General features: G+C 32.6%; 13 protein-coding genes. 8 read left to right on the top strand and 5 right to left on the bottom strand.

What is annotated here, in order from left to right:
* Window positions 1–17 precede the first annotated feature (17 nt).
* From ABJM36_RS00675 to ABJM36_RS00650, 6 genes are all read left to right on the top strand, one after another.
* Window positions 18–1,106: a M42 family metallopeptidase gene (locus ABJM36_RS00675; RefSeq protein WP_348448126.1), complete on the top strand. Its 1,089-nt coding sequence runs from the start codon at window positions 18–20 to the stop codon at window positions 1,104–1,106.
* 35 nt (window positions 1,107–1,141) lie between these two features.
* Window positions 1,142–1,696 (top strand): NUDIX domain-containing protein, encoded by a 555-nt coding sequence (locus ABJM36_RS00670; protein ID WP_348448124.1) that lies wholly within the window; start codon window positions 1,142–1,144, stop codon window positions 1,694–1,696.
* Window positions 1,693–2,367, top strand: coding sequence for a PrsW family glutamic-type intramembrane protease (locus ABJM36_RS00665; RefSeq protein ID WP_348448122.1), 675 nt, complete (start codon window positions 1,693–1,695; stop codon window positions 2,365–2,367). Before ABJM36_RS00670 ends, ABJM36_RS00665 begins: the two co-directional genes overlap by 4 nt.
* A 462-nt stretch (window positions 2,368–2,829) precedes the next feature.
* Window positions 2,830–3,318, top strand: coding sequence for an acetyl-CoA carboxylase biotin carboxyl carrier protein subunit (locus tag ABJM36_RS00660; protein ID WP_348448120.1), 489 nt, complete (start codon window positions 2,830–2,832; stop codon window positions 3,316–3,318).
* A 28-nt stretch (window positions 3,319–3,346) separates the two neighbouring features.
* Window positions 3,347–4,789: an acetyl-CoA carboxylase biotin carboxylase subunit gene (gene accC, locus ABJM36_RS00655; protein ID WP_348448118.1), complete on the top strand. Its 1,443-nt coding sequence runs from the start codon at window positions 3,347–3,349 to the stop codon at window positions 4,787–4,789.
* Between the two features lie 80 nt (window positions 4,790–4,869).
* Window positions 4,870–6,420 carry an acyl-CoA carboxylase subunit beta gene (locus ABJM36_RS00650; RefSeq protein WP_348448116.1) on the top strand — a complete coding sequence of 517 codons (1,551 nt, stop codon included), beginning with the start codon at window positions 4,870–4,872 and terminating at the stop codon, window positions 6,418–6,420.
* 269 nt (window positions 6,421–6,689) lie between these two features.
* Here the strand turns inward: ABJM36_RS00650 and ABJM36_RS00645 are convergent, their stop codons facing one another.
* From ABJM36_RS00645 to ABJM36_RS00635, 3 genes are all read right to left on the bottom strand, one after another.
* Window positions 6,690–8,303, bottom strand: a complete 1,614-nt coding sequence (locus ABJM36_RS00645) for a hypothetical protein (protein ID WP_348448114.1) — start codon at window positions 8,301–8,303, stop codon at window positions 6,690–6,692.
* Between the two features lie 89 nt (window positions 8,304–8,392).
* Entirely contained in the window at window positions 8,393–9,031 is a 639-nt protein-coding gene (locus tag ABJM36_RS00640; protein WP_348448112.1) for an acyloxyacyl hydrolase, read from the bottom strand.
* A 7-nt stretch (window positions 9,032–9,038) separates the two neighbouring features.
* Window positions 9,039–9,653 carry a DEAD/DEAH box helicase gene (locus tag ABJM36_RS00635; protein ID WP_348448110.1) on the bottom strand — a complete coding sequence of 205 codons (615 nt, stop codon included), beginning with the start codon at window positions 9,651–9,653 and terminating at the stop codon, window positions 9,039–9,041.
* Window positions 9,654–9,988: 335 nt separating this feature from the next.
* Here ABJM36_RS00635 and ABJM36_RS00630 point away from each other — a divergent pair, with 335 nt between their 5' ends.
* Window positions 9,989–10,915 (top strand): serine hydrolase, encoded by a 927-nt coding sequence (locus ABJM36_RS00630; protein ID WP_348448108.1) that lies wholly within the window; start codon window positions 9,989–9,991, stop codon window positions 10,913–10,915.
* Between the two features lie 118 nt (window positions 10,916–11,033).
* Window positions 11,034–13,865 (top strand): Npt1/Npt2 family nucleotide transporter, encoded by a 2,832-nt coding sequence (locus ABJM36_RS00625; RefSeq protein ID WP_348448106.1) that lies wholly within the window; start codon window positions 11,034–11,036, stop codon window positions 13,863–13,865.
* On the opposite strand, the gene ABJM36_RS00620 is transcribed toward ABJM36_RS00625, so the two are convergent.
* Both ABJM36_RS00620 and ABJM36_RS00615 read right to left on the bottom strand, forming a co-directional pair.
* Window positions 13,852–15,111 (bottom strand): serine hydrolase, encoded by a 1,260-nt coding sequence (locus tag ABJM36_RS00620; RefSeq protein WP_348448104.1) that lies wholly within the window; start codon window positions 15,109–15,111, stop codon window positions 13,852–13,854. The two genes, ABJM36_RS00625 and ABJM36_RS00620, sit on opposite strands and share 14 nt — an antisense overlap.
* Window position 15,112: 1 nt before the next feature.
* The coding region (locus ABJM36_RS00615) for a PEP/pyruvate-binding domain-containing protein (protein ID WP_348448102.1) at window positions 15,113–16,530 on the bottom strand (1,418 nt) is incomplete at its 5' end.

Raw genomic sequence — 16,530 nt, 5'->3', positions numbered from 1 at the left:
GTACAAAATTTTTATAAATGACAAAGAAGAGCATATTGAACAAAAAGTCTATGGACTTTTTAGAAAAATATTTAAATAACGCAGCACCAACTGGATATGAGTGGGACGGACAAAAGCTGTGGATGGATTATTTAAAACCGTATGTGGATGAATTTATTACAGATACTTATGGTACTGCAGTTGGAGTTATAAACCCAAAGGCAAAATATAAAGTGGTTATTGAGGGACATGCCGATGAGATTTCGTGGTATGTTAATTATATATCGGATAACGGATTAATTTACGTGATTAGAAATGGTGGTAGCGATCACCAAATTGCACCTAGTAAAGTGGTTAACATCCATACTAAAAACGGCATTGTTAAAGGTGTTTTTGGATGGCCTGCCATTCACACACGTGATAAAAGCAAAGAAGAAGCTCCTAAACCAGATAATATTTTTATCGACTGTGGTTGTAAAACCAAAGAAGATGTTGAAAAATTAGGTGTTCATGTAGGTTGTGTTATTACCTATCCAGATGAATTCCATATTTTAAATGGCGATAAATTTGTTTGTAGAGCTATTGATAACCGCATGGGAGGGTTTATGATTGCCGAAGTAGCTAGACTACTTAAAGAAAACAAAAAAGAATTGCCTTTTGGTCTTTATGTTACCAACGCTGTACAAGAGGAAATTGGTTTACGCGGTGCCGAAATGATTACACAAACCATAAAACCTAATGTGGCTATTGTTACCGATGTAACACACGATACTACGACTCCAATGATTGAGCCTAAAAAGGCTGGTTTATTAGAAATTGGCAAAGGTCCTGTTGTGGCTTATGCGCCAGCGGTACAACAAAAACTACGAGATTTAATTACCGATACGGCTGAGGCTAAGAAAATTCCGTTCCAACGTTCGGCTTTATCGCGTGCTACAGGAACCGATACCGATGCCTTTGCTTATAGTAATGGCGGTGTAGCTTCGGCATTAATTTCATTGCCATTACGTTACATGCACACTACTGTAGAAATGGTGCATAGAGAAGATGTTGAAAACGTCATTAAGTTAATTTACGAAACACTACTTAAAATAGAAGACGGCGAAACGTTTAGCTATTTTAAATAAAACTTAAGCCTCTTAATTGAGGCTTTTTTATCTTTATGGACGAATATTTAGATATTGTTGATGCCCATGGAAAACCTACAGGGAAAGCCGAGTTAAAATCGGTTATCCATGCTAAAGGGTATTATCACAATACGGCACATATTTGGTTTTACACCAAAGACTCTAAAATATTACTATCGCAGCGTTCTGCTAAAAAAAACATTTGTCCATTAATGTGGGATGTATCTGTAGCTGGACATATTGATGCTGGCGAAACTGTAAAACAAGCAGCTATTAGAGAAACGAAGGAGGAAATAGGTTTAAGTATTTCTGAAAAGGACTTATATAAAATAGGCGTTTTTGAATGTTTCCAGTCTTATGAAAGTGGTATTATTGACAATGAATTTCATAATACATTCATTGCCGAATTACCTGTATCGCTAGACAAACTGGTAAAGCAAGAAGAGGAAGTTGAAGCTTTAAAACTAGTTTCTTTTGAAGACTTTAAAGCACTTATTAAATCTATTGGTAACAATAACAACCATTTTGTACCTTCAAATAAAACGTACTACGAGTTTGTTTTAAATGCAATAACTAAACATATAAAATGAATTTACTACTTGTAGCCATTGCTCCTGTTTTTATTATTATTCTTTACATTTATTTTAAAGATAAATATGAAAAGGAACCTAGAAGACTGCTTCTTTATAACTTTCTGCTTGGAGCCATTGTGAGTATTATTATCACTTCCATTTTATATTATGCTTTTGATATGGTTTTACCGCTAACCAACAAAACAAGCATATTTGAACAATTTATAAAAGCATTCTTTGTTGTTGGTCTAATTGAGGAGTTTAGCAAATACATCATTATCAGATATTTTGCTCAATCCAACAAAGCGTTTAACGAGCCTTTTGATGGTATTGTATATGCCGTTATGGTATCTATGGGTTTTGCAGCCACCGAAAACATTTTTTACGTTACACAAGGAGGCTTGCCTACTGCCCTAGCCAGAGCGTTTACTGCGGTTCCTGCACATGCTACTTTTGGTATCATAATGGGGTATTTTATGGGTAAAGCTAAATTTTCGAACAATAAAATAGCTTTAAACTTAATTGGACTATTTTCGGCCATACTATTTCATGGTGCTTACGATTTTTTCCTGTTTATAGACTTTGTTCCCGGCATTTGGGTTGGCGCTTTTATATCCTTATTTATAGGTATTATCCTATCTAGAAAGGCCATTAAAATCCATCAAAATAGATCTCAATTTAAAATTTAAATAACGCTACTTTTTAATAAACTTTATGGCTTATTAGTATTTCCGTTAGTAAACTAGGGAAAACACAAGACATTAACCATAAAACTCAAATAGACTTGTTTTGCATTTAAAACACAGTTTACTTCAATAATTTTACTAAACAAATCTTTAATACTAAAGTTTATATTTTAGTATTAAGATGCTACTAATTGCAGTACGTTGCATCATAGAATTCAATACTCTCCATATTCCCTACTCTTAATTTATAGAACACTATTTAAAAACTACTAAAAAAATAGAAGGGTATTTTTTCCAACAACGCATCTTAGTGCAATGAAATTGATTTTCATCTATTTTATGTATTAGACCCTATTTTTGCTTTCTAAAGAAATAAACAACTAAACCAAGGTACTATTTTTAGTACTTATTTATTTTCTATTTTATACTTATATTTACTAGAACGAATATCATTTCTTATTTAATATGGATAAATGTTTTAAAGTAAAAGTTAATAACTCCTTTGATTTCAATATCACTGAAGGTGAACTTTCTAGCCTAGATCTTTTTAAAACTTCAGAAAACAACTTTCATATTTTACAAAATAACAAATCCATTAATGCGAAAATAACCGAAGCCGATTTCCAAACTAAAACCTATCAAGTAACCTTAAGAAATCATACTTATAATGTTAGCATTTCTAATGCTTTAGACATGTTAATAAAAGACATGGGACTTTCTGCTAAAAAAGCTAAACAAATAGACGTTATAAAAGCGCCAATGCCTGGTTTGATATTAGAATTGCATGTTGAAGTTGGACAAGAAGTTAAAGAAAACGATACCTTATTCATACTTGAAGCTATGAAAATGGAAAATAGCATTAGCTCACCTAGAGCGGGTATCATAAAATCAATTTCTATTAAAAATGGTGATCCTGTTGAAAAAAACCAACTCCTAATTGAGTTCGATTCATAACGCTCTTTTGTAAAAAAACAATTTATAGATGAAAAAAATATTAGTTGCTAACCGTGGTGAAATTGCTATAAGAGTTATGAAAACGGCTCAAAAAATGGGTATTAAAACGGTTGCTGTGTTTTCTACTGCCGATCGGAATGCGCCCCATGTAAAATTTGCAGATGAGGCTGTTTGTATTGGAGAGCCACCTTCCAGCCAATCGTATTTAAAAGGGGATAAAATTATTGAAGTTTCAAAACAATTACATGTCGATGCCATACATCCTGGATATGGTTTTTTAAGTGAAAATGCTGCTTTTGCCGAATTATGCGAAACTAATAACATCATTTTTATTGGTCCGAAATCCAAGGCTATAAAAATAATGGGAAGTAAACTGGCAGCCAAAGATGCAGTTAAGACTTATAATATCCCGATGGTTCCTGGAATTGATAAAGCAATTACCAATGTAAATAAAGCTAAGAAGATAGCCAAAACCATTGGCTTTCCAATATTAATAAAAGCTTCGGCAGGCGGAGGCGGAAAAGGCATGCGCGTCGTTGAAAAAGAAACCGATTTAGAATCGCAAATGAAACGTGCTATAAGTGAAGCTACCTCTGCTTTTGGCGATGGCTCGGTGTTTATTGAAAAATATGTGACTTCCCCTAGACATATCGAAATACAAATCATGGCAGATAGCCATGGTAACGTTTTACATTTTTTTGAACGGGAGTGTAGTATTCAACGTCGCCATCAAAAAGTAGTAGAAGAAGCACCTTCATGTATTATATCTCCCCAATTGCGAAACAACATGGGAGAAGCAGCTATAAAAGTAGCCAAAGCATGTGATTATGTAGGTGCAGGAACTGTAGAATTTTTATTGGACTCAGACCATAATTTCTACTTTTTAGAAATGAATACGCGTTTGCAAGTGGAACACCCGGTTACCGAGTTAATTACTGGTGTCGATTTGGTTGAACTTCAAATAAAAATTGCACGTGGTGAAACTTTACAAATAAAACAAAACGATTTAAACATTAATGGGCATGCTCTAGAATTACGTGTTTATGCCGAAGACCCTCTCAATAATTTTTTACCTAGCGTAGGCCATTTGGATATTTATGAATTACCTGAAGGGGAAGGCATTCGTGTGGATAATGGTTATGAAAAAGGTATGGACGTTCCCATTTACTACGACCCTATGCTTGCCAAATTAATCACCTTTGCCAAAACACGAGAAGAAGCTATTCAACTGATGGTTAAAGCTATTGAAAACTATAAAGTTAAAGGGATAGAAACTACCCTACCCTTTGGCAAATATGTATGCGAACATGAGGCCTTCCGATCTGGGAATTTCGACACCCATTTTGTAAAGAATTATTACTCACCAGAAGCTTTAAAAGCTGAAACAGAAAGCGAAGCTAAATTAGCAGCATTAATAGCTGTTAAACAATATATTGAAGACCAAAAGTTATTACGATTACCTATAAAGTAGCCAGTATTCCGTTGGCAGTTTACTGTCTCATTCAACTCAAAAGAGGCAACAACTAACGACTTAACAACATTCATAAAAATATGGATTCGAGACAAAAAAAAATAGACAACCTTAATAACCATAAAGCACTTTCAGAACTGGGAGGCGGTAAAAAACGTATTGAAAAACAACATGCTAATAACAAACTAACCGCTAGAGAACGTATTGATTATTTATTAGACGAAGGTTCTTTTGAAGAAATTGGCGCTTTAGTAACACACAGAACCACAGATTTTGGTATGCAAGACCAAATATACTATGGCGATGGTGTGGTAACTGGTTATGGCACTATTAATGGCCGATTAGTTTATACCTACGCCCAAGATTTTACTGTTTTTGGAGGTTCACTTTCCGAAACTCATGCCGAAAAAATCTGTAAAATTATGGATATGGCTGTAAAGGTTGGAGCTCCAATGATAGGACTTAACGATTCTGGTGGCGCGCGTATTCAAGAAGGCGTACGGTCGCTTGGTGGTTATGCCGATATATTTTACAGAAATGTTCAAGCATCTGGGGTAATTCCACAAATATCGGCTGTAATGGGACCTTGTGCTGGAGGCGCGGTATACTCACCTGCTATGACTGATTTTACAATTATGGTACAGCACACAAGCTATATGTTTGTAACAGGCCCTAATGTGGTAAAAACAGTAACCAATGAAGAAGTTACTAGTGAAGAACTTGGTGGAGCAGAAACACATGCTACAAAATCTGGGGTTGCTCATAAAACTTCAGAAAATGATATTGCTTGTCTTGAAGATATAAAGCAATTATTAAGCTATTTACCTCAAAACAATACAGAAACCCCTAAAAAACTAGACTTCAAACTAATTGATGAGGTTCGAGATGTATTATCGAATATTGTTCCTGAAAGCTCAAACAAACCTTATGATATGCGTGAGGTTATTTCTGGAATTATAGATAAAAATTCGTTTTATGAAATTCATGAAAATTATGCCGAAAGTATCATTGTTGGGTTTGCGCGTTTAGGAGGGCGCAGTATTGGTATAATTGCCAATCAACCTATGGCTTACGCAGGCGTTTTAGGTGTAAATAGTTCAAGAAAAGCAGCACGTTTTACACGTACTTGCGATTGTTTTAATATCCCTTTATTGGTTTTAGTTGATGTACCAGGTTTTTTACCCGGAACCGACCAAGAATGGAATGGTATTATTGTTCATGGGGCAAAGCTTTTATATGCCCTTAGCGAAGCTACAGTACCAAGGGTAACCGTTATTACTAGAAAAGCTTACGGTGGTGCTTATGACGTTATGAACTCTAAACACATCGGTGCCGATTTTAACTATGCATGGCCTGGAGCAGAAATAGCTGTAATGGGAGCCAAAGGAGCAAGTGAAATAATTTTTAGAAAGGAAATTGCTAAAGCTAATAATCGGGAAGAAAAACTTGCTGAAAAAGAAGCAGAATATGCTGAAAAATTTGCAAACCCCTATAAAGCAGCACAACGCGGTTTTATTGACGAAATTATCCTTCCAAAAAATACTAGGCGTAAATTATTAAAAACTTTTGCTATGTTGGAAGATAAAAAAGTAGAGCTACCTAAACGAAAGCATGGTAATATTCCGTTATAAAAAAAAGAGCCTAATAAACTAGGCTCCTTTTCACTTCAATCAAAAGAACTTATAAAAGTTCTTAATTAACCTCAATTTAATATCTTGTAAATTAATTAAAACTATTTTGAAACACAACCAACCCAGTATTTCAAACTAAATATTTAATTAGAATTTAACAAGACTAACGAATTAATAATAGCAATTCAAATATCATGAAATTCTAGAAAACTCAAGCATTAAATGACTACGCAATTAATACTCATTCTATAAAAATCTATTAAAAACGCCTATTTTGGAGTGTTTCCACTTAAAGTATCAGCAAAAGTATTTTGCAAAAATTCCATAAGTGTTTCATCTTCATTATTAAATTCTATTTTTTTAGAAATTCTATAACGTCTGCTTTCAACCGATCTAATACTAGTATTTAAAAATACGGCTATCTCTTTATTGGTAAATCCCATAAGAAGATAAAAACAAATAATGATTTCTGTTTTTTTAAGTTGTGGATAATTCGTTTTAATCTTATTAAAAAATTCAATATTAAATTCGTTAACCAACTCCAAATGGCTATCCGTTTTATCTAATAAGGTGGAAGAATTAATATGTAAATCTCTGTATAATTTTTTTATTTTTTCCTTTTGATGCTCTACACCTTCGGTAATCGAAATTTGTTTTACCTCTTTTTTTAAGTTTTTGATATAAGTCTCTAAACCAAAAACCTTTGTAGCAAGCTGATCATTATTAGACTTTAAAAAAGATAAATTTTTACTAGTTTCTAGAGTATTGACTTCCAACTTCTTTTTTTGTTTTCTATAGATAACAAAACAGTATATACTAAACGTAAGTAAAATAACGACAGAGAGGCCACCTAAAACATTGCCTACAGTACTATTTGGATTTTTTGGTTCTGATACATTTGATTCTTCTTGAAAATAGGAATCATTTACTTCTATACTATGCTCAATATTTTTTTCGTATAATTGATTTTGAAATGTAAGCAAAGAATCCATATAGACATTAGATGTTTCAATACGGCCTAAATGTTTATACAAATCTGAGTAAAGCCGATAGTAACCCTTTAGAACATCTACACTTAAATAATCCGTTACTTTCCCCGTTTCTTTCAAATAAAACCGGGTTGAATCCAATTGTTTAGCCTTAAAAAAAACATCAGCAAAACTACTATTTATTGCTCCCTCAAAAGCAAAGTAATTTAAATTTGTAACCAAGGGCTTCCCCTCTAAGGCCTTAAAAGACTTAAAGTATTTGTGAGCTTGATCATAATCATTCAACCAAATATAATTTGAAGTTATCATATACAAGGCAAACATATGGTAATATGGGTCTTCAGTAACCGCCTTATAATTCTCTAATTCATTTAGTAAAAAGCTATTACTTTCCTCATGTTTACTATCAAGAAATTTTGCATATGCCTCTACCTGTTCGACTTCAAACATGCCATAGGCCTTATCGCACTTTTTGTAAAACTCACGTGCTTTATCCAAATAGGTATAAGCAGACGATTGCTTATCAATAAAATACAAATTTGAAAACATAGCTACACAAACCTCCCCTGCAATACAGAATTCACTTTCGGTTTCTGCAAATTTAATAGCTAAATTGGCGGATTGATAGTATTTAGTAAATTCATTAAAATCGTCATGAATTATTGCCTTTAAGGAATAATATTCAGTCACTCTACCGGGGATATAGTTTTCTACTGGTTTTGGAATACCATCGAGAAAATTTAATGCTTTTTCAGAATTATCATCAAGATAGACATCGGCAGAATCAACCAAACGATAAAACCCTTTATCTACCTGACTATAACCAAATAAACAGCTTGCCAAAACAAAAAGACTAATACTAATTATTTTAAGAGAAAGAATATTTTTCGGCATTTATACGATTACATTTTTACATAAATATACAAAAGGTTATGTAAAAATACACAAATTGAAATAAATCCGTAAAGTATTACAAAATAATCTTAAAAATTATACAAAACAGACACTTCTGAATTGGTTGTATTGTGTCCTCCATTGGGTTGTTTCATTTCCAAGTTAGAGGTATGCCTTACCGAGTATCTAAAATCAAATCTTAATTTATTGATGTCGTAAGAAAGTCCTAAGCCAAAAATATCTGAAAACGCAAAACCTTTAGCTAATCGTTCGGTAGCTTTATCAGCTACCATGGGTCCCAAACTTCCAATAGCATAGGTACTCATGCCATTGTATATTTTATATCTAGCTATTATACCACAATTTAAAACATACTCCTTTATGGTTCTTTTTTGAGTATACAAGGCCGTTAGTTCTTGATAATTTTCTGCATCAGATGGCTTTATATAGTAGCTATTTAAAAGCTGGTGTTCTACGATATTAAAGCTTGGCTCCAAATTAATTTCAAAAGCCCATTTTTTCTTGTCTTTAAATCTATAATTAACCTGAAGTTTATAAAAATCAATCTCGTGCGTATAATCGTCCGCATTAAAGGGATATTTATTTTGAGACCCAGAGCCGTAAGTAAACCCTAATCGCAAATGTTCCTTTTTAATTTGACTAAACCCCAAAAAAGAACACAGTATAAACATGGTAATAAGACCAAGTATCTTATTTCTTTGCTTCATGGAACTCTTATTTAGCAGAAATAATTCGTGAGTTATACATAAATGAATCTTGCCAACGCTCAAATCGGGTATCAAATTTAGTTGAAAATACTAAATATTGACATTTCCCAATACTTTCTGGAGTACGTGCTATTTCGCCTAAATTATTATTTTGAAATAAAAACTCGGCATCTTCAACAATAAACATTTGTATTTTATTCAAATTGATACCGTTTAGGTAATACAATTTATTTAAACGTTTAGGTGTTGCAATAACAATATCTACACCATCATAAATTTCGTTACGCTGATCGTCAATATTTTTTTGATCGTAGGCACAATACACCCTTAAATCTGTTCCTCTTAAAAACCCATTAAATTCTAATTCTAAATTTAAGGCGGCTTGTTTGTCCTTTACAAAAATTAAAGCTCTTGGGGCATCTTCAAATGCTTCTCCTTTTAATTTTTGAATAACACTAAGCACAATACTTGTAGTTTTTCCTGCACCAAGTGGTGCAATACAAAACAAGCTTGCTCCTCCTTTAATTTTGGGTAAAACAGTTTTCTGAAACGGTAAAGGCTCATTAAAACCTTTAGTTTCTAAAGCCTCTTTTAAAGGTTGGATAAGTTTTTTAAATGACATAGAAGAAATAAATATAATAGAATTGCAAATATAGTGCTAATTAATTCCTCCTAAAACTGTTTAAAAAAATAGCAGCGTCCTATTCGTTTCTATTATCGATTTAAATGTAAAATTTAAACCAAAACTATAAACATGGTTGAATATAAAATTGGTTATAATAAAGTCTACATTTTATTATTCTAATTACATTAAAAATTAACGATTAAAAAAGTCTAAATCCTAGTTTTATATCGTATAAGCTGAAAGCGTTAACAAGCAATCACCAAAACTTTAACACGCTAATTCACAATAATTTAAATACTTTTGTATAACTTAATTAAATTTTAAAAACTTAAATGAAAAACACGTTTTTTTTCTTGTTAACTTTTATTAGTTTCAGTTGGCCATTATTTAGTCAAAAAGGCCTACCAATTCATGTAAATAACTCAAACATTAAACCTTTAGTTACACTAACAGATAATCATTTACAAAATAGTTTAGAAAAAGAAATAAATGCAAACCCACAATGGCAAAGACTTATTGCCAATAAAAAAATGGCAGTGGGTATTGTCGATTTAAGCGACCCAAACCAAGTAAAATACATGAGTGTTAATGGCAATTACATGATGTACGCAGCTAGTTTACCTAAAATAGCAATTTTGTTGGCTGCTATGGATGCTATTGAAAATGGCGAACTTAAAGAAACTGAAGATGTTAAAACCGATATGCGCTTAATGATTAGCAAATCGAATAATGCAGCTTCTACAAGAATGATTAATAGATTGGGCTATGAAAAAATTGAATGCGTAATGACTGACCCAAATTACATGTTTTATGACGAGGATAATGGTGGTGGTTTATGGGTAGGGAAACGCTATGGCGGCGGCGGAGATACTAATAGAGAGCCTATAAAAAACTTAAGTCATGCCGCTAGTGTAGATCAGGTTTGTAGATATTACTATTTATTAGCTCATGGAAAATTAGTAAATGAAAAGCGATCTAAACAAATGTTAGATATTATGGGTAATCCAGATTTACACCACAAATTTGTTAATACCATAGAAAAAATAGCACCTGCAGCTAAGCTTTTTAGAAAATCAGGATCTTGGAGAACCTACCATTCAGATTCTATTTTAGTCTGGGGAAATGACCCAAACAGACGCTATATTTTAGTAGCTCTTATTGATGATGACAATGGAGAACAAATTATTAGAAGCTTAGTAAAAACGGCAGAAAAGGTTTTAAAAACAAATAAGAATACGAGGTCTGTTGTTTTAAATTAAAAATTCACGAGCTTTATTTGATAATTATAATCATTATGAAATTACAATATACTAGCTTTGTTATATAATGTCTTTGGATAATTATATAACAAAGCTTTTTAATAAATTTAGCGCCCTAATGTCGATTATAAGGTCAATTAAATTATATATTCTTAAAGTTTTTGATTTAAAAGAGGAAGAGCTGAAAAAAACGCTTTTACTTCAGCTAAATATTTTTATAATTATAACGACTCTGTTAATTATAAAGCCCACAGTAAATTCATTATTTCTTTCAGAACTCACATCAGACGCCCTACCTTTAGGCTATGTTTTAACAGCTATACTAGCCATTTTCGGTTATCATTTTTATGATAAAGCATTAGAGAAATATCCATTAAACATCATTATAGATAGAACGCTAATTGGCTCTATCATTTCGCTTTTTTTATTTGCTATTACCTTCAATTTTAGTCTAGCAAATGGTGTGCTTTTATACATTCCTTATGTATGGGTTGCCATATTTGGATTATTAACAGCATCTCAATTCTGGATTTTAGCCAATCTAGTTTACAATGTAAGAGAAGCAAAACGGGTATTTGGTTTTATTGGTGCTGGTGCGATAGCAGGTGGGATTTTTGGAGGCTATTTAACGTCGTTACTAACTAATTTTTTAAGAACAGAAGACTTATTATTCATTGCAGCATTATTACTAATGGGCTGTATCCCTATTACGAGGTACATATGGAAACATGAGGTGGAAGACCTTAATTCGATTCAAGTATCACTAAGAACAAGCCCTAAAGGAGAATCGCCAATTAAATTAATAAAACAATCTAAGCTGCTTAGCTTAATTGCTGTGGTTATAGGTATTAGTGTTTTAATTGCAAAATTAGTCGATTACCAATATAGTGACTATGCGTCTAAACTCATTTTAGACCAAGAAGAATTAACTTCGTTTTTTGGGTTTTGGTTTTCTACCCTTAGTGTTATTTCATTATTAATTCAGCTATTTTTAACCAAACGTATTGTTGGTACCTTTGGTGTAGGAAAATCGCTTTTATGGTTGCCATCAGGTATTCTTATTGGCTCTATTTTACTACTTATTTTACCTCAACTTTGGGTAATCGTATTTATTAAAATAATTGATGGCAGTTTAAAACAATCGGTTAATAAAGCAGCAACCGAATTGCTTTCAATACCCATTCCTATTGAAATAAAAAAGAAAACTAAAACATTTACCGATGTGGTAATTGATAGTATTGCAACAGGATTAGCGGGCTTTATTCTTATCTTTTTTATAAATGGTTTAGAAATCTCATCAACATATATTAGTTTAATTATTATTGTATTAATTTTAATTTGGTTGTATTTTATTTATCATTTAAGACAAGAATATATTGTTGCTTTTAAAGAATTACTTGAAGAAAAGTCCAATGTAAAAAAAGAAAAAAACAATAAAGAAATTATAAAAGTAACATCTATTATTGATACGGTTTCACGTGTTTTGAATACTGGCACTGAAAACCAAATATTACACATGCTTCAAAAAACTTTAGAAGTAAAAGATGAACGTTTTTTCTACCCCATTAAACAGCTATTAAATCACCAATCAGTTAAAGTAAAAGTCCTGACAATTGAAAACTTATACTTTTTGAGAACGGAGAATTTATGTGACACTATAGAGCCAATGGTCTATGATAATAATCAAGAAGTCACCAAATCTGCTTTCAGGTATTTATTGAAACATTATAAAAACAATACGGTCGAGCTTTTTAACACCTATTTAAAAAGTGAAGACAAAACCATAAAAAATGCTGCTCTTATAGGGCTTTCGCTTGAATTAGGAAACAACATAGTGCTTCAAAATAAATATAGTTTAGAGCAACGGATAGAAAATGCGCTCATTGAGTATAATAAAACTACAGACGAAATTGATAAAGTATATAACATACAAGCCATACTTGAAGCAATAGGTTATGCCCGTGTAGAGCGATTTTATAACGTTATAATTTCTGAACTTAATTCAAAAAACACAGCAATTTTAAACACTGCCATTTTAAGTGCTTCGCGTACATTAAACAAACAATTTATTACTTTAATTGTACCTCATTTATCTAATAAGGAATTAAGACCACAAGCTGTTGATGCGCTTTTCTTTTTTGGAGAAACCATAATTGATCTATTACACTCCATAATAAAAAATGAGACTATTGATTTAGAAGATGCCCTATATATAATAACTGTCATTGAAAAGTTTGCTTCACAAAAAGCCATTAATAAATTGATGAAACTTACTGAAGATACTGAACATGTAATTAAAATAGAAGCTATCGAAGCCCTTAAACGTCTTAAATGGAAACATCCTCATCTTATTATTAAAGATCATTTAATTGTGGATAAAATTTTAGATGAATGCAACCTATATGAAAATACGCTTTCCGTAATTCATACTCAGATAGTAATTCAATACAAAAAGAAAAATCAGAATCCTGAAACCCCAGAAAATCAAGCTAGAAAAGCATTAATTAATTTATTAGAACAACGTTTAGACCGCCAATTACAGCGCATGTTTCGTTTTTTAGGAATTAAATATCCTCCTCAAGATGTTGACCCTATTTTAAATACAATTATGAATGGCAAGGAAGAACAACGCATTCATGCCATTGAATTTTTAGATAATATTCTTGATAAACAACTTAAAAAGGAACTAATCCCTGTTGCAGAATCTATATTATTTGAAACCAATACAGAAGAAAAAATAAAAAAATTAAATATTAAGGTATTAAGTGAAATTGAATGTTTTCATGCGCTTTTAAAACGCAAAGATTCTAAACTAAAAATAGCAGTTTTATACCTTATAGAACAATCCACCGATTCCACATTCAAGTCTCTTATAGAAATGGTTATTCAGACCGAAACGAATGATAAAGTAAAACAACGTGCTATAGACATTCTAGCTAGTTCTTTATAATTTTATCAATGCTTGCAGCCAACATCATGTGATCTGTTGCTGAATTTTTCTGTAAAACATTGGTCATTAAAACTACTATATAATTACAATTATCTGGATGCTCAACAATGGCAACCGAATTCATAAAATTTGAAACATTCCCCATATATTTTCCACAGGCTTGTCCGTTACTTCTATCGCATTTATACAAACTTCCCGATTTAAAATAAACCGCAGCCTCTTTTAACGCTGGCGATTGCGCATAGCGTATCCGCCTATCAGTCATATACATAAGACGTTTCATTTCTAAACTCGACTTAAAATCAATGGCGTTCCCTTGTTCAAGTTGTACCAAGAATTTCATTAAACCAATTGTAGTACCTATACTCCCACCTTTATCTCCAACATAGGTGTTTGCGCCTCTAGTAAAAAAACTTCCTAAACGCCACTCATCATGCGTAATTCCTAAATCTCGTAATGGCAAATTAACCACGTTGTTACCTATATCTGTAATTTCTTTTTTAGGAGTTGTTTTAAAATAAGTCATGGCCTCTTCTTCAGTTAAAACAGGATATTTATCGCCAAAAGCTTGCATAAGCAATACTTCACGCCAAAGGATACTAGCCGCACCATTATTGCTTACAGACATCATATGGTCTGCCCATTCAAAAAGTGTAAACACATCACTTGCAACCACCTGTCTTTTCACCAATTTTTTAGTTTCAATATTGTAAATAGGAACCGTATGCTCGTCGGTTAATCCCCAAACACCTGCCTTTACTGATTTCGACCTGAGTAAATCCAAACGCTTTTCAAAATCATCAGGATAAATCTTTGCTAGTTGATCAAACAAACCTAATAAAACAGCTATTTTACCCACACTACCTGGCTGGTAACCGGTCGTTTCATTTCGTTGCGCATAACGAACATGGTTGATATCCGAAATATCTAAAACCGCTAAAGAATAGCTTTTATCCAAACCTCTAAATAAATGACTAATCTCTTTTTGAAAAGGTTCATTAACCTTCAGGAAACAATGTACACTATCATTCCTTTTTGGTAATAAATTCAATTTAATGTCCAAATAAGATTTGTATGCCCCGGCAGGAAGTTTGGTTCCGTCTTGTATTTCACCACTTTTAATAAGTTCTAAGCGTTTTAAACGCTTAATTCCAGTATGTGCATAACCATCAATTGGATAATAAGAATATGTTGTAAATGCAGAACAAAGCACTATAATACCAAATACTAAAATATATTTTTTCATTTTATAATTTTTTTGAAAGCAAAATGGCTTTGTTGTTATCGATTACTGGTGTGATAGATTCTAAATACCCTGAACTTAATGCTTTTTTATTTTCAACAAAAGGGCGAATTTGAAATAACCATAATTTATCATCTTTAAACCCTAGCTCAACATCATAAGCACCTCCATAATCAGAATTTGTTTCCGTTGGAAGCGTTGCTCGAATAGTTTTGGCAAGATTTCTAATTTCACTTATATTTTGTTGATTAAGAATGGGCGTTTCAAAAGTTGCTGATTTTTTTTCGGTTCCTCCAGTGATTGGCAAACGGTTATAATAAGGTTCTCGTGCAGGTGCTAAGAAACGCGTACCGCCGTTAATATGGATTAAATAGGTTTCTGCCGATTGTCCGTCAACAGCACCTCCTGCCCCTCTACTAAAGGCCACCGTTAAATCGTTTTCTTCACCATTGCTAATACCTTTAGTTATCAAAACCCCCGAATAATCTACATCGACACTTGGAATGACTAAAATAGATGGAAATACGTTTTCCGGATTCAACAAATATTTTTGACGCCATTTAAAACTACGTTCCGTGTATGGCGAGGCCCAAACATCTTTAATGCCTTCAATGATTTTATTTTTATCCGCTACATTAAATAAGGTTAAATTTAACCCAGCACCTGTAAAATCTTTAAGATCTTCCATATTGGTATCACTCCTTAAAAAAACAGGAATCTCTCCTAAATCTTTTCCTAAAACACTTGTAAACTGACGTTCCAATTGTGAAATAAAATCAGGATTTAAAGGCATGACTTTAATCGCTTTACGAAGGATTTCTAGTTCTTGTAATTGATAATTTTCAACTTGAGATTCTGAAACACCATTAACTCGCATTTTCTCAGCTTCGGCAAACATCCTATTTAAAAACACCCAATACGAGACGTCTTGGTTAGGCATTTTTTGATTCATATGTTCTTTAAAAATACCAAATGGAATCACTAAACCTTCTACTACCTGATCTGGAAACATCTTTTTAAGTTGCCCTAAATTAGCCGCTTTGGGTCCGCATAATTGTCCAGAATCCGTAGCATCCACATCCCTCATGTTTAAGATATTGGTTTCTGTTAGCTTGATATTTTCCACAGGGACCTCAATTTTTTCTGCATTACGCTCTTTTTTTACAAAAAGTAAACGCTCGGTGTCTGTCATGTCTTTTTCAGCTTTCATAATGATAGTACCTTTATTAGATACAGCATAAAACACTTTTGTACCATGATATTTTTTTAGACTTTTTAAATTATCATCTGACAAAGCCGCATTCGGGATTCCCAAATTTCTAGCCAATAATTGCACATGAGATACCATATTACCCTCTGAAACTGTAGCAATACCTGCAACCGGTTTTAAATCTGCTGGTGGACGTTGAAATATATAAATGT

Source organism: Algibacter sp., from assembly GCF_039977455.1.
GTDB lineage: Bacteria > Bacteroidota > Bacteroidia > Flavobacteriales > Flavobacteriaceae > Algibacter_B.
This window is presented reverse-complemented; position numbering and strand designations above follow the sequence as displayed.